This window comes from Undibacterium sp. TJN25 (genome assembly GCF_049339885.1).
Lineage (GTDB): Bacteria > Pseudomonadota > Gammaproteobacteria > Burkholderiales > Burkholderiaceae_D > Undibacterium.
In genome coordinates, this window is sequence record NZ_JBMPPM010000003.1 from 406,445 (window position 1) to 427,604 (window position 21,160).

Below are 21,160 nucleotides of genomic sequence, written 5' to 3' on the forward strand. Positions count from 1 at the left end.
AAAGGTCATACCGTGAGCCAAGAAAAAAAGAAACTCTTAATCATCGAAGATGATCTGGGCCTGCAAAAGCAGTTGCGCTGGAGCCTGGATGCCTATGACGTCATCGTTGCCGGCGACCGGGAAAGTGCGCTGGCGCAGGTACGCCGCCACGAGCCTGCCGTTATCACGATGGACCTGGGCCTGCCGCCCGATCCGGATGGCGCCACCGAAGGGCTGGCTATTTTGCAGCAGGTATTGTCCATGGCGCCGGATACCAAGCTGATTGTCCTGTCCGGTAATCAGGAAAGGGCAAACGCCGTCAAGGCCATCAGCATGGGCGCCTACGATTTCCATCAGAAACCCTGTGACCCTGAAATGCTCAGTCTGGTCATAGAGCGCGCGTTTTTCCTGCACACGCTGCAGCAAGAAAACCGCCGCATGCTGCAAACCCAGGCGCAGTCGCCGATGTCCGGCGTCATCACGCGCGACCCCGGCATGCTCAAGGTCTGCCGCAATATAGAAAAAGTGGCGCCTACATCGGCATCCGTCATGCTGCTCGGCAGCAGCGGTACCGGCAAGGAAGTGCTCGCGCGTGCCTTGCACCAGCTCAGCCCCAGGGCGGACAAGCGTTTCATGGCCATCAACTGCGCAGCCATTCCGGAGAACCTGCTGGAAAGCGAACTATTCGGCTATGAGAAGGGCGCGTTCACTGGCGCCGTCAAACAGAACATGGGCAAGATAGAACTGGCCCACGAAGGCACTTTCTTCCTTGATGAGGTCGGCGATCTGCCGATGCCGCTGCAAGCCAAGCTGCTGCGCTTCCTGCAGGAGAGGGTGATAGAGCGCATAGGCGGCCACAAGGAAATCCCGGTGGATGTACGCATTGTCTGCGCGACCCATCAGAAGCTGAAGGAGCTCACCGCCACCGGCCGCTTCCGCGAAGACTTGTATTACCGTCTGAGCGAAATCGTTATCAATATCCCTCCCTTGGGCGAGCGCACTGGCGATCCGGCCCTGCTGGCGCACCACTTCAAGAACAAATTCAATGCCAAGGAGGGTCGGCCCGGCCTCAATTTCAGTCCCGATGCGCTGGCGATGATAGAAAGCTATCCATGGCCCGGTAACGTGCGCGAGATGGAAAACTGCATCAAGCGCGCAGTCATCATGGCAGATGGACCGCAGATCACTGCGGAAGACCTGGGCCTTTCCACCACGCAGACTGAAGAAGAGCCCATCAACCTGCGCCAGATCCGCGAAGATGCGGAATACAAGGCTGTTGTCAAGGCGCTGGCCAGGGTGGACGGCAATATCGCCAAGGCGGCGGAAGTGCTAGGTATCAGCCGTCCCACCTTGTACGACCTGATGAACCGGCACTCCATTAAATGAGCCGGCCCGGCTTCCGCATGCCATGACCATCCTCGTGCATGAGCTGATTGCACACAGCGCCCGGCGCACGCCGGACGCCGAGGCGCTGTGCTATCAGGCGCAACGCCTCAGCTACACACAGCTGCAGCAGCAAGTTACTGGGTTTGCCGGCGGCTTGCTGGCTGCAGGCACCGGTCGCAGCGAAAGGGTCGCGGTTTACCTCGAAAAACGCATAGAAACCGTCGTCTCGCTATTTGGCGCCTCCGCCGCCGGCGCCGTCTTCGTGCCTGTGAACCCCCTGCTGAAACCCGACCAGCTTGCCTATATCGTCAACGATTGCAACGTCAGCGTACTGGTCACCTCTGCCGACAGGCTGGCGGCGCTGGCGCCAATGCTGGAATCCGGCGCATACGCCAGCCTGCATACCCTCGTCATCGTCGGCAGCAAAGCGGGAGCCGTATTGGCCTGGCAGGGTTCACCCGCCTGCAAGCTGCTGCGGTGGGAAGAATGCCTGCTGGCTGACATAGATGCGCAGGCACATTACTGCGTAGACAGCGATGTCGCCGCCATCCTGTACACGTCCGGCAGCACCGGCAGGCCCAAGGGCGTTGTGCTGTCCCACCGCAACCTGCTGGCCGGGGCGCAAAGCGTCGTCCAGTATCTCGGCAATACGGCGGAAGACCGCATACTGGCAGTTCTGCCGCTCAGTTTCGACTACGGGCTGAGCCAGCTGACCACCGCCTTCCTCTGCGGCGCCACCGCCGTGCTGATCAATTACTTGCTACCGCGCGATGTTGTCACGCTCGTTAGCGAAGAACGCATCACCGGCCTGGCCGCTGTGCCGCCGCTGTGGATACAGCTGGCGCAGCAAAAATGGCCGGCAGATTGTACCTTGCGCTACCTCACCAATTCCGGTGGCGCGATGCAGCGGCCCACTTTGCAGGCATTGCGTACTGCGCTGCCCGCTGTGCAGGTCTATTTGATGTACGGTTTGACCGAGGCATTCCGTTCCACCTACCTTTCGCCTTCGCAGCTGGATGCGCGGCCGGACTCCATGGGCAAAGCTATCCCGAATGCCGAGATCCTGGTCCTGAAGTCGGACGGCAGCCCCTGCGCGCCTGGTGAGCCGGGGGAGCTGGTGCATCGCGGCGCCCTGGTGTCGCTGGGTTATTGGAACGATGTGCAAAAAACAGCCGAACGCTTCAGGCCGCTACCGGCAAAACTGACAGGCCTGCCTTTCCCCGAAATTGCCGTCTGGTCCGGCGACACCGTCAGGATGGATGAAGACGGCTACCTGTATTTCATCGGCCGCGAAGACGATATGATCAAGGTATCCGGCTACCGCATCAGCCCGACCGAAGTGGAAGAGGTCATTTACAGCTTTCCTGATGTAGAAGAGCTCGCCGCTGTCGGCGTGCCGCATCCGCAACTGGGCCAGGCGATTGTCGCGGTCATCAGGCAGAATGACAGCGGCAGCCTTGCTGCAGATACGCTGCGCAAGGAATGCCAGCGCCGCCTGCCCGCCTACATGGTGCCGGCGCATATAGAGATAGACGTTGCAGCGCTACCGCGCAACCCGAATGGAAAAATCGACCGCAAGGCGCTGCAATTGCGTTTTGCCCGCCAGTTCGAATCACAGCCAACATGAAAACCGCCAAACCAGCCCACGCCCCCCAGACCCAGTTCGCTGTTGTGGACGATTGCCTGCACATAGGCGGCATGCCGCTGACACGCCTCGCGCACAGGGTGGGCAGCACACCGTTTTATGCCTACGACCGCAGCCTGCTGACGCGCCGTGTGCAGTACCTGCGCAGCATGCTGCCGGCACAGCTATCGCTGCACTATTCGGTCAAGGCCAATCCCATGCCGGCGCTGGTGCAGCACATGGCCGGCCTGGTGGATGGCCTGGACGTAGCCTCGGGTGGAGAGTTGAGGGTGGCTTTGGATACGCCCATGCTGCCAGCGGCCATTAGTTTTGCCGGCCCCGGAAAAACCGAGGCCGAACTCAGCCAGGCCGTAGCTGCAGGCATCGTCGTCAACGTGGAATCGACTACCGAGCTGCAGAGGCTGGACCGCATAGGCGCTACGCTCGGCATCCGTCCGTCCGTCGTGCTGCGCGTTAATCCGGATTTCGAGCTGAAATCCTCCGGCATGAAAATGGGCGGTGGTCCTAAACCCTTCGGGCTGGATGCCGAGCTTGTGCCCGAGGTGCTGAAGCAAATTGCTGCAATGGGGCTGGATTTCCACGGCTTCCATATCTTCAGCGGCTCGCAGAACCTGAAAGCTGCAGCGATCATCGAGGCGCAGGAAAAAACTTTCGAGTTAGCCTTCCGCCTCGCCCAGCATGCGCCGCAACCAGTCACGTCGCTCAATATCGGCGGCGGTTTCGGCATCCCGTATTTCCCCGGAGAGACAGCACTGGATGTGGCGCCTGTCGCCGACCATCTGCATGCCAGCCTGCCGCGCGTCCACGCAGAACTGCCGCAGGCAAAAGTCGCGCTGGAATTCGGCCGCTATCTGGTCGGCGAGGCCGGCATTTATGTATCGCGTGTTACCGACATCAAGCGTTCGCGTGGTGAACTGTTCATCATTACCGACGGTGGCCTGCACCACCACCTTGCCGCCTCCGGTAACTTCGGCCAGGTCATCCGCAAGAATTACCCGGTTGCTGTCGGCAACAAGATGTCGCCCGGCGAAGCCGGCAACGCATCTGTCGTAGGCCCGCTGTGCACGCCGCTGGATATTTTGGCGGACCAGATGGCGCTGGCGCATGCGGAGATTGGCGATCTGATTGTGGTATTCCAGTCAGGAGCGTATGGGTTAACGGCCAGCCCTACTGCATTTCTCGGGCATCCAAATGCTGCCGAGGTGCTGGTGTAAATTTCACAGCTTTTGCGGTTCCTCGATTGTGTTCACAATATTCGTTACCCGATAAAATCGTCATTGTCACGTCATGTGGTTTTGATAAACAGATGAAGGCGAATTGCATTTCTGCCGCCAGATAGATAGTCGAAATCTATATTCTTATTGTCGATTCAGAATTAAGCTGTGTGTTGTTGTCATCGAAGTTGCTATAGCCGCCACGCAATGTTTACAAATTGTAAGAGTCGTAGACATTGATGATGCAAGGCAATGTATGCTGCACTTACTCCCAAGCATTTACAGGTACTTTTCCGATGACAACCGATATGAAATTTTCCTCTTCAACTCAGCGTTTCAGGCTCATGAGTGTCTTATCAACATGTTCCATCAGCATCTTGCTGGCGGCCTGTGGCGGTGGCGGCGGAGCGGATAGCACCGGCGTCGTTGCGATGGCGGACAGCAGCAATTTGCCGGTAGGTTCCACGTCGAATCCTGGCGCAGCACCCGTGCTTGCGCCGCCAAATGCCACTCCACCTGCGGCCAAACCGCCCGTTGTAATACCTCCCGTTGTTACTCCTCCTATCAATAGTGGGGATACAATTATCACGAATGTCAAAATACAAAATACAACCGCGATAGGCACAAAAACACAAACCAATGTGCCGGTTACCTTTGGGCAGATTTTTGCTCCAGGGGATCTGCCGAATGCAAATACTTTGTACGGTAAATTGAGTGATGGGAGCACGGTGCCCTTGCAGATCGATGTAAAGGCAAAGCACGCCGATGGGTCAGTACGGCATGCAATCATTTCTTGCGTATTGCCGAGTTTGCCTTCCGGGCAGACAGCCGCAATTTCCCTCATTAAAGCGAAGTCATCTGTTGCATCTGCGCCTGGCATTACCGCTTCAGCTCTGTTGGCATCGGGTTTTACCAGCAGCGTTAGTGTAACGCTGAACGGACAGCTCTATACCGCTTCTGCCGATGCGCTACTTAAGGCGGGACAAGCCCAGTCCTGGCTGGCTGGTCCCTTGGTGAACGAATGGTTAGTGTCTGCCCCGCTGAAAAATGCACAAGGTGTCGCGCACCCTCAACTGACAGCACGTTTCGCAATTCGTTCTTATACAGGCTTAAGCAATGCAAGAGTAGACGTCACACTTGAAAATAACTGGGCTTTTGAACCTGCCCCGCAAAATCTGACGTATGACGTGAAAATATTGATCGGCGGCCAAAACGTTTACTCTAAATCTGCCCTTACTCATTACACGCAAGCACGCTGGCGTAAAATGTTTTGGTGGGGACAGACTCCGCAAGTGAACGTACAACTTAACCCGGCTTACTTAATCGCAAGTAAGGCAGTTTCAAACTATGATCAAAGTTTCACTGTGTCACCTGCAGTTGTTGCTGATGCTAGCAGTAAACTATCTGGCGCCAGCTTTGAGCCAATGGGAACCGGGATGGCAGTCGCCTACATGCCATCGACAGGCGGCAGGGGTGACATCGGGCTATTGCCGAGTTGGGCGGTAAGCTACTTGCGAAGCATGGATAACTCGTTGAGGCTGGCTACACTGAATACCGCAGATTTAGCCGGCAGTTGGGGCTCGCATTATCGTGACAAAAATACTGACAGGCCGGTCAGTTTGATGGACTATCCATACATGACAATTGTAGGTCGAAGCACTGACACGCTGAATCCTGCCACAAAAAAATACGAATCGTTTCCGGCGTGTGGCGGAGACTGTGCATCGCCCAATACTGCAGATACCGCCCATACGCCGGCATCTACTTATCTGCCGTATTTGGTAACTGGCGACTATTACTATTTGGAAGAGTTGCAATTTGAAGCCATGTACGCCTTATTCCAAAGCAATCCAGGATACCGGAATAATATAAGCGGCTTGTTATATCCCAATCAGGTCAGAGCACAAGCATGGATGTTAAGGGACGTAGCGAACGCTGCGTATATCACGCCAGATTCCGATACGCTTAAAAAGCAGTTTGCAACTTTTTTAGGAAATAACCTCGATTGGTACAACAATTCGTTTTCCTCAAATACAAGTTCGGCAAATACCTTCGGTGCTTTTACCGATTCGAATGCTCGGGTATACGATGGCAATACCGGAATTGCACCTTGGCAGGATGATTTCTTTACCTCAGTTGTGGGGCATATTGTGGAGTTGGGATACCAGCAAGCTCAGCCTTTGCTGGCTTGGAAGGTAAAATTTCCGATCAAACGGATGACAGATCCCGGTTTTTGCTGGATCCAAGGTTCAATTTACTCTTTCCATGTTACAGACGTTGACGGAGGCACAATCTACACAGACATGGGGCAAGCATACCGTGCCAGCGTTCCTTCTAACTTAAGCTCACTGGCGTGCGCAAGCGCAAGTATGGCAAGTGGGTTGGGGTTGCAAGTCGGCGAAATGGTAGGCTATTCTTCTGCGGCGGATGGGTTTCCTTCCGATATGCAGCCTGCGCTTGCATATAGTGCTGATTCAGGTGTTGCTGGTGGAGCCAATGCTTGGAAAGCATTTATGGCACGTTCGGTAAAACCGGATTATTCAACCAGCCCTCAATTTGCGATTGTTCCGCGTTAGTGCTGATGAAGCAGCCTTGATAACGTTTTATAGGTCAAGGTAGCAAATGCGATTTTTGTACCCATGTCCATCCTGTTATGGGCATGGGTATTTGAAATTACTCAATAGTTCTTCAGTTATTTTTCTTTGATTGTTAATGAGATTTCACTAAGTTTATAGTGTGGATCTTAGCGATCTCCCCTCCGAATTGGAACAGTCTCTTGCGGTGTCGGGTGCATTTTGGTGTCCCCGTTTGCATTTATTAAGCAAACTAGCCCAATCATCTATATTTATTATTTCATAATTATTTTACTTCTAGCCTTAATATAAGCTAGGATTCGACAGCCCTAGATTTAATTCACCAAATACATATTGTTAAATAATCGTGTAAATACGGATATTAATTTTATGCGGTGGTTGCGGGCTCTCGGTTAACTAATCTTTGATATCCTAAAAAACACTTCATGCGACGCGAGCTTTCTGTTTACTTAGACTTCCTCAGACTATTCGCAGCGTTGGCCGTTTTTTTAAGCCACTTATCCTGGCTTCGGATTAGCGGCGGATTTCTTTGGCAATTGCAACCATACGGCCATAGCGCGGTTATTGTTTTTTTTGTGCTTTCAGGATTTGTTATTCAATATACCGTCGACAAGAAAGAAAAAACTTTTTTTGATTTTTCGGTCGCACGATTCGCGCGACTTTATTCAGTAGTTGTGCCAGCATTGATTTTGACGCTTGTCTGCGATGGCATCGGAACTCGCCATGACCCATCAGTATATCTGATGGAAAGAGAAACAAATCCTCTGCTCAGAGTGGTAGGAGCTTTTTTCTTTTTGGGGCAAAGCTGGTGGTGGAATTTGTCGATGCTGTCTAACGATCCATTTTGGTCGCTGCCTTATGAATTTTGGTATTACCAGATATTTGGTATCGCAATTTTTCTCAAAGGCACTTCCCGCATTATTTTTGTTTTTTTGGCGGCGTGCATAGCAGGGCCAACCATTCTACTTTTGTTTCCTATTTGGCTTTTTGGTGTTGCTGCCTATCGCTTAACTAAAATGATAATACTTAGTAAGTTAGCCGCTGCAGGATTGTTTATATTGACCTCGGCTTTGATTTTATTTTTACTGTTATTGGATGCTAATGGAACGATTGAGAGGTCTTCGTCACCCTATTTTCCGCCAGGGTTCTCGTTTGTTGACTTCTTGATGGGACTCTTATTAGCTATTAATCTTTTATCCGTCTCGTTCTTAAAATTACCAATTCTGTGGGCTGAAAAAACCATAGTTCTTTTGGCGGGTTTTACTTTCGCGCTTTATCTTTTTCATCTGCCTCTGTTACATTTAGGTGCTGCATTTATTCCAAAAATGTGGCCGGTGGCGATTCGAGGAATATGTCTTGCGATATTCACACTGATAGTTGTTGTAGTAATCGGGTACTTTACTGAACGGAAAAAAAAGACTGCTCGCGAAATTATCATTCGGCTTTTCAGCTTTTTGGATTTTCCCCCTAAACGAGTTAATACTAAGTAAGCTTTTGATTCCGTGCCCACCCTTACGGACAGGGTGAGCAAAATAAAGTGTACAGCCAACGGAAGTATTCAATCCAAAGCGAATCGACGGCGTCTCAATTAGTCAAGTGGTCTATCTCGTAATAGCACCTGTATCATTACCATGACGTATAGTCGCAGCTCAAAGATAGCGCCTTGGTCGGCCTTAAAATTGAGGCCTACTTAACTGCCAAAATCGGTAGCAATTAATTTGGATCGCCGGTATTTTTGCGAGGGCCAATGGGTAAGAAGGAGCCAAACTCTCAGTTTTGATCACTACGATAACCCCAACTGATTTTGCTATGTTAATCCGGAGTATGACTTAACTTCAAAAATAGAAATTCCTATATGAGAGTATGGACAACAGCCAAATTTCTAATTGACAAATTCTGGGTTCCTTTTGCACCGCGTGTCCATACTAGTCCGGGCCCTCGACGCTCTCATCTTCTTCTTGTCTCTTGGGCATTTCCACCGGCGCATGCGACGAGCGCCCACATTCCAATGACCCTCGCTCGAAAGGCGGAAAGAGAATCAACTTCCATCAGTGTAATTTGTTCGCCGGTGCCAGCGTCGCCATCGGCGCAAGGGCTCGATATGTTTGCGTCACTACCTTCATCGTTGCGTATTCTCCGAACCCCGGGCACACTTTCTATGCGGAATGATCCGGCGACTCGTCCCTATTATTTCCTTACCCCCTCTCTTGATGGTGGCTACGACACAGCAATATCCATGGCCAAAACGGTTATGGGAACTTGCAAGGATGACCCACCCACGGTTGTCTTGGCTGTAGGACCTCGCTTTTCTAACTTTGTTGCTGCGACCTTTATCGCCAGATGGGCGCGAGCTAAGCTTGTTCTGCTTTATATGGATGAATGGGGAATTCACACCCCACCGTTCGTGGCGGCATCGGCAAACGATTTACATTGGGAGCGGCATTGTCTTGAAGTGGCGGATGCTGTCACTTATGTTACAGAAGGGAAGCGCAAGGCGTATGAAACTGCCTATCCGTTTCTTAGGCAAAAAGCTGGGCGAGTATTTCCTAATGGATGGGATCCTCGCGCGTTTGCGTTAGCGGCCGATCATAGCAATCACTTGGCCGAATATACAGAGTCATTTTGTATAAGTTTTGTTGGCCGCGCGGCGGAGCATACGCCCATTGAGCCATTCTTGAATACACTCGATGGCGTGTTCAAACTCCGCCCAGAGTTAGCGACAAAAATTCGACTGCTATTGATCGGAAATCAGTTAGCTTCAACACATAAATCCATTGAGGCCTTCAATTTTCGCCATCGGGGAACAGCACAGATACTCCCGGCGGTACCTCAAAACCAGGCAGTGGAAGTTATGCGGGAGAGTGGTGCGCTCTTGTTGCTCAATTTGACCGCGTACAACGGTGTCATTACTCAAAAGACCTACGACTACTTAAATGTGCCAAAGCCTATACTTGCTTTTGGTGCGATTAGTGATGCTGCCAGGCTTGTCGAGAAAGCTAAAGCTGGGATTGTCATTAGCGATGTCACACCGTTGGCATTATCCGAAGCGCTGGATAAACTAATTAATACGCCCTCGACACATTGGGATACAGAACCGCGGAGAGAGAGCGCCGCGAGCCTGAATCGTGATAATTTGGCAGAAGAGTATATTAATTTTTTGCTGGCAATGGAAAAGCATTCTGAATAGTTACTGAAGCCTGATAAGGCCAAAAATCACGTCCCATTTCTTTTTCTGTTGATATCACAAAATCCCGGATTAGAAATTTTGGTTCATAGTTTTTTTGCTTTCGGAACGAAGTAGGATTTTATGAAATTCCGAGCAGTCAGCATTTCCTCTTTCAGAGGATGGTTTAGCAAAAATATAGCGCATATCCAGCTGGGAGTAATCCACAGCGCAGTAAGTGTAATGCGGAGTAGCGGCATCTCAATTGACTGAATGACCCATTTCAACAAAAGTACCTGTACCAATACAACGATGCATAGTTGCAGGCTTTGGGATACCGCTTTAATCCAAGCTGAAAACTTGAGCCCTACGTAACGGTCGAGTAGGTAGAGATTAATCGGGATTGCGAGTATTTCTGCGATCGCTACTGCGCGGGCGAAGGAAACCAAATTGCCGCCATCAAAGCTCCAAATACCGAGCACAACTTTTGCGATGACGATCAATGCGATTGGGAAAGCGCTCATGTAGGGCTTGTTTAGGGCCGTTAGCGCAGGTTGTAGCACCAAAAATCCTATCTGTAATGCTGCGCAAACGCATAGCCATGGGATGATGATCGCACTTTCTTCCCACTTTGCACCATACAACAGTACGACGACACTTTTAGCCATCACAGCCATAACGACTAATGCGGGCCACATAAGGCCGGAAAGATAGGCGATAGACCTGGCTACTTCTTTGCTTACCTTATCTCCGCCATGATGTATCTTCGCCAGATACGGGAGCGCAAAAAAATTGACAGTCGGGCCGGCAACGTTATTGAAAATATTCACAGTAGAATTACCTCTGCTGAAAATACCGACGTCATGAGGGCCCGAAATTTTACCAAGCAATATATCGGGCAATGCCGCATCGGTTGCTCTAAGTGCCGAGGTTATCATGGCTCCCGCACCAAAATGAACTACACCTTTCCATCCTTTGAAAGAGGGTGTCCTTGGTAGCCCTTTAGGACTAAGCCACATAAAACCCACACTGCTTACAATGATGTTGAGGAGGTTAGCCCATGCCATACTCATAAAACTGAAACCTAAATATGCCAATGTAATACAGGTGGTTGCATAAACGATGACGGAAATGACGGTGACTATCGCCGTTTTCTCCACTTCCAAACCACGAGCAAGTACTGCCTGTGGAATGCTGCCAAAGGGAATAATAAGGAAACCTATGGCCTGGACGTGCATGATGTTGCGAATACCAGGCTGCTTGAAATATATCGCAACATAGTCCGCTGAGGCATAAAGTAATACAGCGACGACCCAGGAAGATGTAAAAAGCACACCTATGGAAGCACGAAGCAAGTCATCGCTCAGGACTTTTTGCCGCCTGATAAATGACACCACGCCGAAATCCCGGAAGACATGCGTGAATCCTACCAGCACGGCAGTGATGGAGAAGATACCGACCTCAGAAGGAGACAGTAGGCGCGACAGTATCAGCGACATGAAGAAATAGGTGATAGTCGCGCTATTGGTTACGAAGAATTGTATGCCAAATTTTTTCCGGATCGAACTCAAGCTTTAGCCCCGATGTGTTTGATTAAGCCGTGTCTGTAACAGTGGGCTCACGCTATTTATGATGTTCGCCTAATGCCCGCAAACCGAGATGGGCCGAGTCGCATACTAATAATGAGTGCATTGGTGTTCTCTTTTTATTGCGGTAACACGAAATCTAGGAATTTCAAATTCAATACGTTGCGGCAGACGTTGCCCAGGGGGTGAATTGAATCGACAGCAGTATGGAAAAATCCGTGGTGGCGTATCTCAATGCGCCGTTTGCGCCGTTATTTTCGCACTCGCGACAGCCCTTCCATTAATATGGCACGGGGAATATATATGGCACTTTTGATTGGTCTGATACCAAAATAGGCAGCCTTTAAAAAGGGAGGAATGCAAGGTAGAAACGCGCCCGCAAAATACAGATTACACCCCATCTGGAAGGCTTGAGTTCCTCGGATGTGACGCACTTCGCTGGAAGATAATTTACTACGCTGAGTAGCCATGTGTTTTTCCAGCATGGGTTGGACGATCGTTTGTGTTTCCCACGTGTGTCTTTTCATCAAGCTGTCAGTACTGTCATAGTAGTTGATCAGTATTTCTTTCAGCACGCGCACCTTGCCCAGGAATGCCAGCCGGATCCACAAATCAAGATCTTCACCGACGGCAAGTGTTTCATCAAACCCGCCCAAGCTGGTGACTAAGTGACGGTAGGTTAATACGGTTGGGGTCGGCAAAAAATTGTAGATCAATAAAGTTTTCCATGCCTCGCTGCCTTCAACTGGCTGACGATTTACATGGCCCTCTTTTAAATGCTCGCCGGATTCTGAAATTAATATGCTGTTGCAGGATACAAGCGTTATCTGTGGATCAAGCTTGATAGCATCTATCTGCTGTTTTAGCTTGCCAGATAGCCAGATGTCGTCGGCGTCAAGAAACGCCAAAAACTTACCTTCCGCATGTCGTATGCCCATATTTCGCGCCGCGGAAACTCCGCTATTTTTCGGCATTTTCAAAACTCGAAAATTCTCATTTGGCATTACCAAGCTGGAAACGACAGCATAAGTATCGTCTACGCTGCCATCATCAATAACGAGAATTTCCAAGGATTCCATTGCCTGAATGCGGACGGATTCTATCGCACGAGAAATTGTTTTTGCCGCGTTGAATGCGGGAATAATGACACTGATTTCGTACTTATTTTCTTCTAAAGTAGTATCAGCAGGTTGAGTGTTGGAGTTGTTCATTTTTTACATTCCCAGTCGCCACTGCAGACTCTGGAGGCCGCGCGCCAATTGAGTGGAAATCGATTTGTTGTACCACGCTCCGCGGTAAAACTGATGATCTTCATTGGTAACTTCCCGCTTGCTAGGGGTATCCCCCTCTCCACGATCTATCACGTGTACGCCATTACCATGAGTTGCTTTGCATATGGAGTGCAGTAGTAGCCTGCCGGGGGCGTATTTAGTCAAGTCCGGGTTATATACGGGAAACCAGTATTGCAGCACGCCGTTACCCATAATGCCGAAATGGCTGCCTACCCACTTGTCTCCCGCAGTCATGTGCGACAGGGTACCGTGGCAGGATGCAAAATTTGTATCCAGTAAAATTTTTAGCAAGGCGGATTTCCAAGAATAGCTCAAGGCATCGCTCACCTTGGTTCTGTTGTACTGCGTTCTTTTCTGTTCAATCAGATGCAAAAGTTTTTCTGTTCTTTTTTGCTGGGCATCATATTCGAATTTGATAGGACCGATATCCCGCTCTAGCTGCCGCTCCCGTCTTTGCGTATCTTTAAGATATTTGTTGCTTACCCAGTCCAGGTCAGTTCTATTCTCGGCTGTGGCATCAAATCGGATACGCAGGCCAGTCCGTGGCCGCTCCCCGGCCAAGCCGTAGAACAGTTGGGATTCGTCGAGATGAGAGAAATTAAAGTGATTTATTTTGGCTAAACGCAATAACTCATCCGATGTAATTCTAAAATCCTTGCTTGCAGCCAGCCCAAAATAGTCACTCATACTACCGCCCACCGGCACGGCGGATTTCAGCATACTTGAAAGCGTATTTCCGAATTGGAAGGGAAAGAAGCCGCGGATACTGTCACCGCTGTACAAGACGCATACTTTCGCGTTCACGCCTGAACTTTCTACCGCTTGCGCATAGTGGGCGCTAAAAAAAGGAGATGCGAGATGGGCTTGAGTGAGAGAGAGCTCATCCCACAGTGAAATTTCCTGCTGTGTGAGCTGATGAGGTTTGACAACTCTAGCCGTCAGATTTTGATTTGACATGATTACTTTGTAAGCAGGGTACCGCTCGGCCGCGAAAACAACCACGTTGCCAGCATAGATGGATGAAAATTGCCACGCATGTCGGTAATTGCGCGCTCGGAAATATGGATACGTCCCCAGATGCGATTTTTTTTATTCGAATTCTGCATTCGGTTTAACAGAGAGTCGCTACTAAAAAGGTATTCATAGCCTGATGCCCAGCATATATTTGCAACGTCCTTGTTGTAGGCGCCATGTGGAAAGGACATCGTGTTGACGCTTGCGTTTGACCCTAGCTGTTCAGTCAAAATTTCTTTTGCTTCGGACACTTCTTGTTGTGGATTTTTAACTGTCGTTAGCGGCTGGTGTGACATTCCATGGCTTCCAACTGAATGGCGCGCCACGGTCAAATTTTTTAACTGTTCAGTCGTCAGCATAGACGGAGGAAGATCTGATTCCAATTGCAGCGATTGGGCAATGGCATTAAGTCGGCTGTGATCGCAATTTCCCAATTGCCGTATAACTGTTCGTATGCCCTCTTCATCCTTAGCGCATTTCAGGTCGTGCGAAATGCTGACCTGATGCTCCGCCAATAATGTCTGTAATTTTGCCAAGCCATCCGGTTGAGACGACAAGAGGTGATAGAGGCTCTCTTGCCAGAAGGGGCGAGTTTGGTTAATGATGGAGCCAGCGACAAATACAAGAGCGGATAATCCCAATTCATCCAGTATGGGCTGCGCATACTCGGACGTGTCTGCCCATCCGTCATCAAAAGTGATCAACAGGCTGCAGGCGGGTAATTCCTTTTTCATTACGTGGGCTGTTGCAAGCTGCTCCATAGAAATCGGGCAATAGTGCTTTTTAAAAAATTTCAAGCAAGCACGAAAAGTGTCAGTGCTCATTGTCCATTCGGGGTCTGCTCCTGCGGCCCGTATATCTGAGCGAGGCAGTACTCTGTGGAACATAACAACCGTCAAATTTTGCCGATTACGAAAGCGGTGATATACCCCCATGCCACCTAAGGCGTAAATCATTTCCTTGACGACTGTTTTTACCTGGATAAAAAGGCTAGGGACAGGGGCCGATGAAAATAGGGTATCGTTTTGCCGATATTTAAACGTAAAGGCTTTGTCCTTTGAGGATGGAAAAGAAAGAGAATATGTGTTATTGGCCATAGGTAAGACTTTGATTTTTAGGTAGCCAACCAGCGCAATATGCGCAACTTGAACATCAATTGAGTCGTGTCCCAAGGGCGGCCGCGAGGAATTTGATAAGCATCGGATTTCGCTGTTACAGCGCCAATCGTCGTTGTAAATGCGGCACTGTAGCCAGCTTCCTTCGCCATTTGCACATGCCTTTCGTCAAAATCCATTCCCACCTTTCCGTTAGGGTAGGCAAATAAACGGACAGGTTCTCCAACGATAGCTTCAAGCTCTTGCTTGCAACCGGCGATTTCCTGGCGCGCGGTATTATCGTCCAGCTTAGTCAATATCGGATGAGTAATGGTATGCCCACCTACCTCCACGCGGTTTTTCACCAGGTTGCGCAGCATATCATGCGTTAGCATCAGCCCTGAGCGGTGTGCCGCGCCGATGAAGCTTTCGAGTTTTAACGACAGATCCAATCTCTGTTCGGAAGGCAAATATTTGGCCGCTTTAATCAATTTATCTGCGGCATTTTCGCGATCTGCAATCGATGATATTGGATGAAGGCCCAAGCCAGAACCTCTTAAATCGAGAGGCCCTGTTGGCATGCTGCGTAATGCTTCCAAAATTCTGTCGTTCCACATGTTGCTACCATCCAGATAGCTGGTAGTGACGAAAACTGTTGCTGGCAGATTAAATTCTTTTAAAATAGGAAGGGCAAGGTCATGAGTGGAGCGGTAACCGTCGTCGAATGTGATACATACCGCTCTTGGTGGCATGCGGCCATTTTTCAAAGTCTCTAACGCTTCATACAGCGGTAAAACATTAAAATTAGTCGCCAAGGTTTTCATTTGCCGGCGAAATTCTACGACGTCCGGTTCTGATTCTAGGAGTGGATCAGGAATTTCAAGGATGCGGTGGTAAATTAATATACATAGCCGACCCTGTCCAATTGCACTAGGAGCGATCCAGTTTCCGACAGAGCGGAAAAGAAATGCTGACAACCGATTTTTAATCGATGATTTCATGTGCTTTTAATTGTTAAGAGGCACTTAGGGGTATTGAAATATCGTGTTTTACCGTACCTGATACAGGAATGCTTTCAGAGGACAATAATTTTTCCGTTAAAACCAACAGAACAACAATATCGTAATATAAATCATAATAAGCCATGGTTAGAAAAGCTCCTCCTACGGCGAAACCGATCATGCTTACTTGGCACATTGCAGCAAGATCCGCTGCCCATTTGAGATCCTCGCGTCCCTTACAGCGCTTGATAATGCGGCTACCCGATCTCCACGCCATAAACATGAAGAGAAGGTACAAGGCTAAGCCAATATACCCGTGCTCACCCAAAACCTGGAAATAGATGCTGTGTGCGGCATGGTGGTTTAACGGGTCTGGCGCATATATCAAAAATAATCTGTGTGTGAAGCAGTCAAAGCCGGCGCCCGTCAGATTAGATGACGCGACATTGACTGCAAACCCCCATGCATTTATACGCCCGAGTGCAGAGTCGTCCTGCTTATAATCGTCAATTGTGTTCATGCGCTCAAACCATTGGCTCGGCATGACGTTATAAATTAATGGGACAATAAGTAATATTACGAGACCAGTGCGGATTTTTTGCCTGCTCTTGAGCCACAAAAAAAAGAACATACATGCTCCGCCTAATAAAGCGCCGCGGGAATACGAACCCACTGCCGATACAACCGTCATTAAAGTCAGTCCCATTAGCGCATAGCGTACTATTTTATATTTTGCTGTCAGCTGTACATACCATATGATAGGGACCACGGTGATCAGTGCTAAAGCTAACGCATTATTGTCGGTTATGTAACTTCCTTCAGGCCCAAACACGTGATTGCCGCCGCCTGAGAGGATGGTAAATATTCCTCCTTTTAAACCGTAGAAACCAAGCGACAAAGCAATCGTCCAGGCGAGCACCTGTATTTCATGTTTCGTATTCACAGTAAGTAAAATAACGCAAACTAGGAACATCGTTTTCATCACGCGGTTCCATTCCGCCCAAGCTCGGTCCGGCTCCTGGGCAGCCAGGGTCGTCACTAACATCCAGATTATGAGCAGGATCAATACTACTGTTACCGGCGTTACTGGAAAAACTTTTTTTTGTTTTGCCGCTAACAGACCGACTAACGTAACGACGACGATCAGCGCTGCAAACGGAAAATCATAGGCAGCACCGTAGGTCAGCCTGTGCGGGTTCATCAGACTAACCCAGGTGAACATCAATACGCCGACGAACGGCTTCTTGAAGGCGAAAGGTAGTAGTCCGAAAATGACTGCGAATAATGCATAGTCACGCATGGCGGCACAATCTTTCAAATAGATATACTACGCGTTCAGCATTGGATTTCCAGGTCAGCTGCTTACTGCTGATAGTTGCAGAAGCATTTTTACCGACGTATTGCCGCAACTTCGCGTCGGCGCAAAGCCGTTCTATCGCATTTGGCAAGCCATCTGCCTCTGCAGGATCAAATAGTACGGCATTGTGTTGATCCTGCAATAATTCTTGGATATTCGGTTGTGCGGGCGCCACGATCGCTTTGCCGAGAGCGAGGTATTCAAGCAATTTTAAAGGCGAGGCATAGGCAACTACTGCTGGCTGAAGGGCGATATCGAAGGCGGACACGTATTCGGGAATTTTGTCTCTTCCAACAATGCCCGTAAAGCTGACGCGATGCCCCACATTCAGTGCCTGCGCCTGCTGCTCCAGCGACCGCCTTGCCGGGCCGTCTCCAACTACCATCAGGTGCCTGCCAGAGTCATGGGGGTCTGTGGCGATCATGTCGATCACTTTGTCCAGGCCATGCCAGTCCCGCACAAAGCCGGTGAAGCCAAGCACCAGCTTATTGTTCAGCCCGAGGGATGATTTAACTGCGTTGTTGTCCGCTACGTTTTCAAATTCTCTGGTATTGATTCCGTTATGGATGACCATCATTCTGTTGGCCGGTACACCATAAGACTGAACAATTTCAGCCATCACCTGGGTTACCGGCAGTACAAAGTCTGCGGCGTTCCAGGCAAAGTGTTGCGACCAGCGTGCCAGCCGTTTTAACGAGAGGCCGTCGTACCGCGAACGTTCTTCAAAAATCGGCGAATTAATTTCCAGCAACATTGGCAAATTATATTTGCGCTTAAGCCAGATGCCGGCAGGCAGGAACAAGTTGTAACGCTCATACAGGCAATCCGGTTTGTGCAGTTTGACTGCCTTCACCAGATCTCTATAGGCGATTAGGCTATAGGCAAATTCCATCAGCTCATAGCCGACCTTCGGGACATGACGTTTCAGCCATGGCACAAATTTGCCATCCGATCCGAAAGATGTTTGCTCTGCACCTGCAGGTGCTACGACAATGACTTCGTGTCCAAGATCACGCATCGCTGCGATCATTTCGTCTATGTGGACTGATTGGCCGTCTTTGGAGCGAGTGCGGTGGTGGTAGAGAATTTTCACGTTAAGCGCCCGCCATTTAAAATTCCCTGAAATAACTGTATTTGTCCTTGGGTCGTATCATCCCAACTGAATTTTTCTGCATAGCGTCGGGTTGCTTCACGCGACGGATAACTGGCACGTAGCGCACGCACGGCCTCTATCAACACCTGCGTCGTGCGCCGAGGCATGACCAGTCCGGCATCTGGCGACGCAACCACTTCGGGTGTTCCACCAACATTGCTGGCGATGACCGGGGTACCGCAAGCCATGGATTCAAGTAACACATTTGCCCAGCCTTCGCGGCTGGAGGCGAGGACCAATGTATCTGCTGCATTGTAATAAGTCTTGAGTTCAGCCTGAGGAACAGAGCCAAGAAATTTGACGCGATGTGAAACTTTAAGGCTCTGAGCCAATTCTTCGAGGCTTTCTCGTTCCGGTCCTGTACCGGCAATCAGCAAATGCACTTCGGGCAAGGAGGGGAGTGCCTGGATGATTAGGTCGTGCCCTTTGTGTGTCACCAACTGGCCGACTGACAAAAGGGTGAAGTTGTTCAGTCCCAGGCTTTGCCTGATCGATTCTCTGTCCAATACCTGAAACCGTTGCAAATCTACCCCGTTGCGTAAGGACGTGATACTTCCTCCAGCGACACCGAGGCCGACCATTTCGTCTTTTAGCGCCTGGCAGACGGTAATGATGCCCCGGGCGTTCTGCGCGGCCCACAAGATCATTTTTCGCGGCAGGCGATACTGTGGAATCAGATTGATGTCGGTGCCGCGCGCAGTAATGACCACCGGCTTGTTGAAATATTTGCCAAGCATCACCGCAGCAACGCCATCTGGGTAAAAATAATGCGCATCGATCGCGTCAAAATCAAAACCCTCATCGATGATGTTGCCCAGTGTTTTTTTCATGGCGTTTGCCATCAGCAATGGTGCAACCACCATGCCCAGCTTGGGCAGTACAGGATAGCGAGGATGCAGGATCTGAATTCCGTGGCGGCTTTCTTCAGCAGGCACTCTGGCATAGGTGGAGTAATGTCCGAATCGTTTGTTTTTCGACGGGAACCAGGGCACCGGTGCTACCACACGTGATTCCACAGCGCCGCTGGCGACGAGATAACGCAGCCGGGTCTCTACGAAGATGCCGTGATTAGGTTGTTCTGCATTGGGGAACAGGGTGCTAAATGTAAGTAGCTTCATCGTTTCATAACATGAATAAGCGGGCCTGAATATTGATCTGCACAAGGAGCGCCATTTTACTGATAACTCTCGATACTAACAGGTGCTATTGCGTTTTGGAATCAACTTCTATGCCCTTGTTAGTTAATATTTTTCTTATATTTTTTAATCAAGAATGAAAAGCGACGTTTGTGCGAGTTTTTGCGTTTTCCTCAAATAAATCAGTTTCCATGCGGCTATTTTTAACTGAAAAATCCACAAATCCGCACCCATCAAGAATTGTTAAATTTTATAATAATCGTGTTGATGTTCCTAAGTAGGCTGATTAAGAAGGGCAACTGAGCTCGCGCTTGATAGGTTTCGCCAGCAAATGGAATGCAAGTCAAAATTTCTTTCCACAGGTCAATGCCAGGAGACTGGCTTGATGCGCTTCAAAGATTGGTATAATGCTTGGTCAACAAGCTAGCCCGTTAATGGTTAAATAACATGAAAAAAATTCTTATTCTTGGTGTCAATGGCTTTATCGGCCATCATCTCTCCAAGCGCATTCTGGAAACTACCGATTGGGAAGTGTACGGTATGGACATGCAAAATGATCGCTTGGGAGAATTGCTGAATCATCCGCGTATGCATTTTTTTGAGGGTGACATCACGATCAATAAAGAATGGATTGAATACCATATTCGCAAATGCGATGTTATATTGCCTTTGGTTGCTATCGCTACGCCTTCTACCTATGTGCAAAAGCCATTGCGTGTATTTGAACTGGATTTCGAGGCCAACCTGCCTTTCGTCCGTTCCGCCGCCAAGTATGGCAAGCACCTGATCTTCCCTTCCACATCCGAAGTGTACGGCATGAGCCCAGACGCAGAATTTGATCCTGAGTCTTCGGATCTGGTCTATGGCCCGATCAACAAATCGCGCTGGATCTATGCCTGTTCCAAGCAGTTGATGGACCGCGTGATCTGGGGCTACGGCATGGAGGGCCTGAACTTCACGCTGTTCCGCCCATTCAACTGGATCGGCGCCGGCCTGGACTCCATCCATACGCCGAAAGAAGGCTCTTCCCGCGTGCTGACCCAGTTCCTGGGCCATATCGTCCGCGGTGAAAACATCCAGCTGGTGGATGGCGGTGCGCAGAAGCGTTCATTCACCTATGTGGACGACGGTATCGATGCGCTGGTCCGCATCATCGCCAATAAAGACGGCGTTGCCACCGGCAAGATCTATAACATTGGTAACCCGGTCAACAACTACTCCATCAAGGAGCTGGCCGGTATGATGCTGGAACTGGCAGCTGAGTATCCTGAATACCGCGACACTGCGAAAAAAGTAAATCTGGTTGAGATAACAGCGCAGGGGTACTACGGCACAGGCTACCAGGATGTGCAAAACCGCGTGCCGAAAATCGACAATACCAAGTCCGAACTAGGTTGGGCCCCGCAATATCCAATGCGTGATGCACTGGTAAAAATCTTTGATTCCTATAAAGATAAATTGTCGGACGCGGAGCAATTGAATAACTAATATTTGACAAGTTACCCGTATTTAAAAAAGGCTTAAGTGAACCAAATCACTTAAGCCT

At 49.8% G+C, this 21,160-nt stretch carries 15 protein-coding genes; 7 read left to right on the plus strand and 8 right to left on the minus strand.

Annotation, left to right across the window (positions count from 1 at the left end):
• The first annotated feature begins 12 nt into the window (after positions 1-12).
• The 6 genes from prsR to ACO0LO_RS08870 all read left to right on the plus strand — a co-directional run bounded on the left by prsR (position 13) and on the right by ACO0LO_RS08870 (position 10,005).
• Positions 13-1,365, plus strand: a complete 1,353-nt coding sequence (gene prsR / locus ACO0LO_RS08845; protein ID WP_422963842.1) for a PEP-CTERM-box response regulator transcription factor — start codon at positions 13-15, stop codon at positions 1,363-1,365.
• A gap of 22 nt (positions 1,366-1,387) precedes the next feature.
• Entirely contained in the window at positions 1,388-2,992 is a 1,605-nt protein-coding gene (locus ACO0LO_RS08850) for an acyl-CoA ligase (AMP-forming), exosortase A system-associated (protein WP_422963843.1), read from the plus strand.
• Positions 2,989-4,224 carry a pyridoxal-dependent decarboxylase, exosortase A system-associated gene (locus tag ACO0LO_RS08855; RefSeq protein WP_422963844.1) on the plus strand — a complete coding sequence of 412 codons (1,236 nt, stop codon included), beginning with the start codon at positions 2,989-2,991 and terminating at the stop codon, positions 4,222-4,224. Before ACO0LO_RS08850 ends, ACO0LO_RS08855 begins: the two co-directional genes overlap by 4 nt.
• Positions 4,225-4,463: 239 nt before the next feature.
• Positions 4,464-6,800: a hypothetical protein gene (locus tag ACO0LO_RS08860; RefSeq protein ID WP_422963845.1), complete on the plus strand. Its 2,337-nt coding sequence runs from the start codon at positions 4,464-4,466 to the stop codon at positions 6,798-6,800.
• A gap of 443 nt (positions 6,801-7,243) precedes the next feature.
• Positions 7,244-8,308: an acyltransferase family protein gene (locus ACO0LO_RS08865; RefSeq protein ID WP_422963846.1), complete on the plus strand. Its 1,065-nt coding sequence runs from the start codon at positions 7,244-7,246 to the stop codon at positions 8,306-8,308.
• A gap of 746 nt (positions 8,309-9,054) precedes the next feature.
• Positions 9,055-10,005, plus strand: a complete 951-nt coding sequence (locus tag ACO0LO_RS08870) for a hypothetical protein (RefSeq protein ID WP_422963847.1) — start codon at positions 9,055-9,057, stop codon at positions 10,003-10,005.
• Positions 10,006-10,088: 83 nt separating this feature from the next.
• Here ACO0LO_RS08870 and ACO0LO_RS08875 read toward each other — a convergent pair whose 3' ends face one another.
• The 8 genes from ACO0LO_RS08875 to ACO0LO_RS08910 form a co-directional block, all read right to left on the minus strand.
• Positions 10,089-11,552, minus strand: a complete 1,464-nt coding sequence (locus ACO0LO_RS08875; RefSeq protein WP_422963848.1) for an oligosaccharide flippase family protein — start codon at positions 11,550-11,552, stop codon at positions 10,089-10,091.
• Between the two features lie 266 nt (positions 11,553-11,818).
• Positions 11,819-12,778 (minus strand): glycosyltransferase family 2 protein, encoded by a 960-nt coding sequence (locus tag ACO0LO_RS08880; protein ID WP_422963849.1) that lies wholly within the window; start codon positions 12,776-12,778, stop codon positions 11,819-11,821.
• A 3-nt stretch (positions 12,779-12,781) separates the two neighbouring features.
• Positions 12,782-13,816, minus strand: a complete 1,035-nt coding sequence (locus ACO0LO_RS08885; protein WP_422963850.1) for a GNAT family N-acetyltransferase — start codon at positions 13,814-13,816, stop codon at positions 12,782-12,784.
• A gap of 2 nt (positions 13,817-13,818) precedes the next feature.
• On the minus strand, positions 13,819-15,045 hold the full coding sequence (locus ACO0LO_RS08890; RefSeq protein WP_422963851.1) for a polysaccharide deacetylase family protein: 1,227 nt from the start codon (positions 15,043-15,045) through the stop codon (positions 13,819-13,821).
• Positions 14,988-15,968: a polysaccharide deacetylase family protein gene (locus ACO0LO_RS08895; protein WP_422963852.1), complete on the minus strand. Its 981-nt coding sequence runs from the start codon at positions 15,966-15,968 to the stop codon at positions 14,988-14,990. The genes ACO0LO_RS08890 and ACO0LO_RS08895 overlap by 58 nt, the downstream gene beginning before the upstream one ends.
• Positions 15,969-15,981: 13 nt before the next feature.
• Entirely contained in the window at positions 15,982-17,268 is a 1,287-nt protein-coding gene (locus ACO0LO_RS08900) for a putative O-glycosylation ligase, exosortase A system-associated (protein ID WP_422963853.1), read from the minus strand.
• Complete coding sequence (locus tag ACO0LO_RS08905) at positions 17,261-18,418, minus strand: glycosyltransferase family 4 protein (protein WP_422963854.1); 1,158 nt, start codon at positions 18,416-18,418, stop codon at positions 17,261-17,263. Before ACO0LO_RS08905 ends, ACO0LO_RS08900 begins: the two co-directional genes overlap by 8 nt.
• Entirely contained in the window at positions 18,415-19,596 is a 1,182-nt protein-coding gene (locus tag ACO0LO_RS08910) for a glycosyltransferase family 4 protein (RefSeq protein ID WP_422963855.1), read from the minus strand. Before ACO0LO_RS08910 ends, ACO0LO_RS08905 begins: the two co-directional genes overlap by 4 nt.
• A gap of 465 nt (positions 19,597-20,061) precedes the next feature.
• Between ACO0LO_RS08910 and ACO0LO_RS08915 the strand changes: the two genes are divergently transcribed.
• Entirely contained in the window at positions 20,062-21,102 is a 1,041-nt protein-coding gene (locus ACO0LO_RS08915; RefSeq protein WP_422963856.1) for a bifunctional UDP-4-keto-pentose/UDP-xylose synthase, read from the plus strand.
• The last annotated feature ends 58 nt before the right edge of the window (positions 21,103-21,160 follow it).

Excerpts from the sequence above, each read along its gene's own strand:
- ACO0LO_RS08850 (WP_422963843.1), top strand. The coding sequence starts at position 1,388 with ATGACCATCCTCGTGCATGAGCTGATTGCACACAGCGCCCGGCGCACG.
- ACO0LO_RS08915 (WP_422963856.1), top strand. The coding sequence starts at position 20,062 with ATGAAAAAAATTCTTATTCTTGGTGTCAATGGCTTTATCGGCCATCAT.
- ACO0LO_RS08910 (WP_422963855.1), bottom strand. The coding sequence starts at position 19,596 with ATGAAGCTACTTACATTTAGCACCCTGTTCCCCAATGCAGAACAACCT.
- ACO0LO_RS08870 (WP_422963847.1), top strand. The coding sequence starts at position 9,055 with ATGGCCAAAACGGTTATGGGAACTTGCAAGGATGACCCACCCACGGTT.
- ACO0LO_RS08865 (WP_422963846.1), top strand. The coding sequence starts at position 7,244 with ATGCGACGCGAGCTTTCTGTTTACTTAGACTTCCTCAGACTATTCGCA.
- ACO0LO_RS08900 (WP_422963853.1), bottom strand. The coding sequence starts at position 17,268 with ATGCGTGACTATGCATTATTCGCAGTCATTTTCGGACTACTACCTTTC.
- ACO0LO_RS08895 (WP_422963852.1), bottom strand. The coding sequence starts at position 15,968 with ATGAAATCATCGATTAAAAATCGGTTGTCAGCATTTCTTTTCCGCTCT.
- ACO0LO_RS08885 (WP_422963850.1), bottom strand. The coding sequence starts at position 13,816 with ATGTCAAATCAAAATCTGACGGCTAGAGTTGTCAAACCTCATCAGCTC.
- ACO0LO_RS08860 (WP_422963845.1), top strand. The coding sequence starts at position 4,464 with ATGATGCAAGGCAATGTATGCTGCACTTACTCCCAAGCATTTACAGGT.
- ACO0LO_RS08855 (WP_422963844.1), top strand. The coding sequence starts at position 2,989 with ATGAAAACCGCCAAACCAGCCCACGCCCCCCAGACCCAGTTCGCTGTT.
- ACO0LO_RS08880 (WP_422963849.1), bottom strand. The coding sequence starts at position 12,778 with ATGAACAACTCCAACACTCAACCTGCTGATACTACTTTAGAAGAAAAT.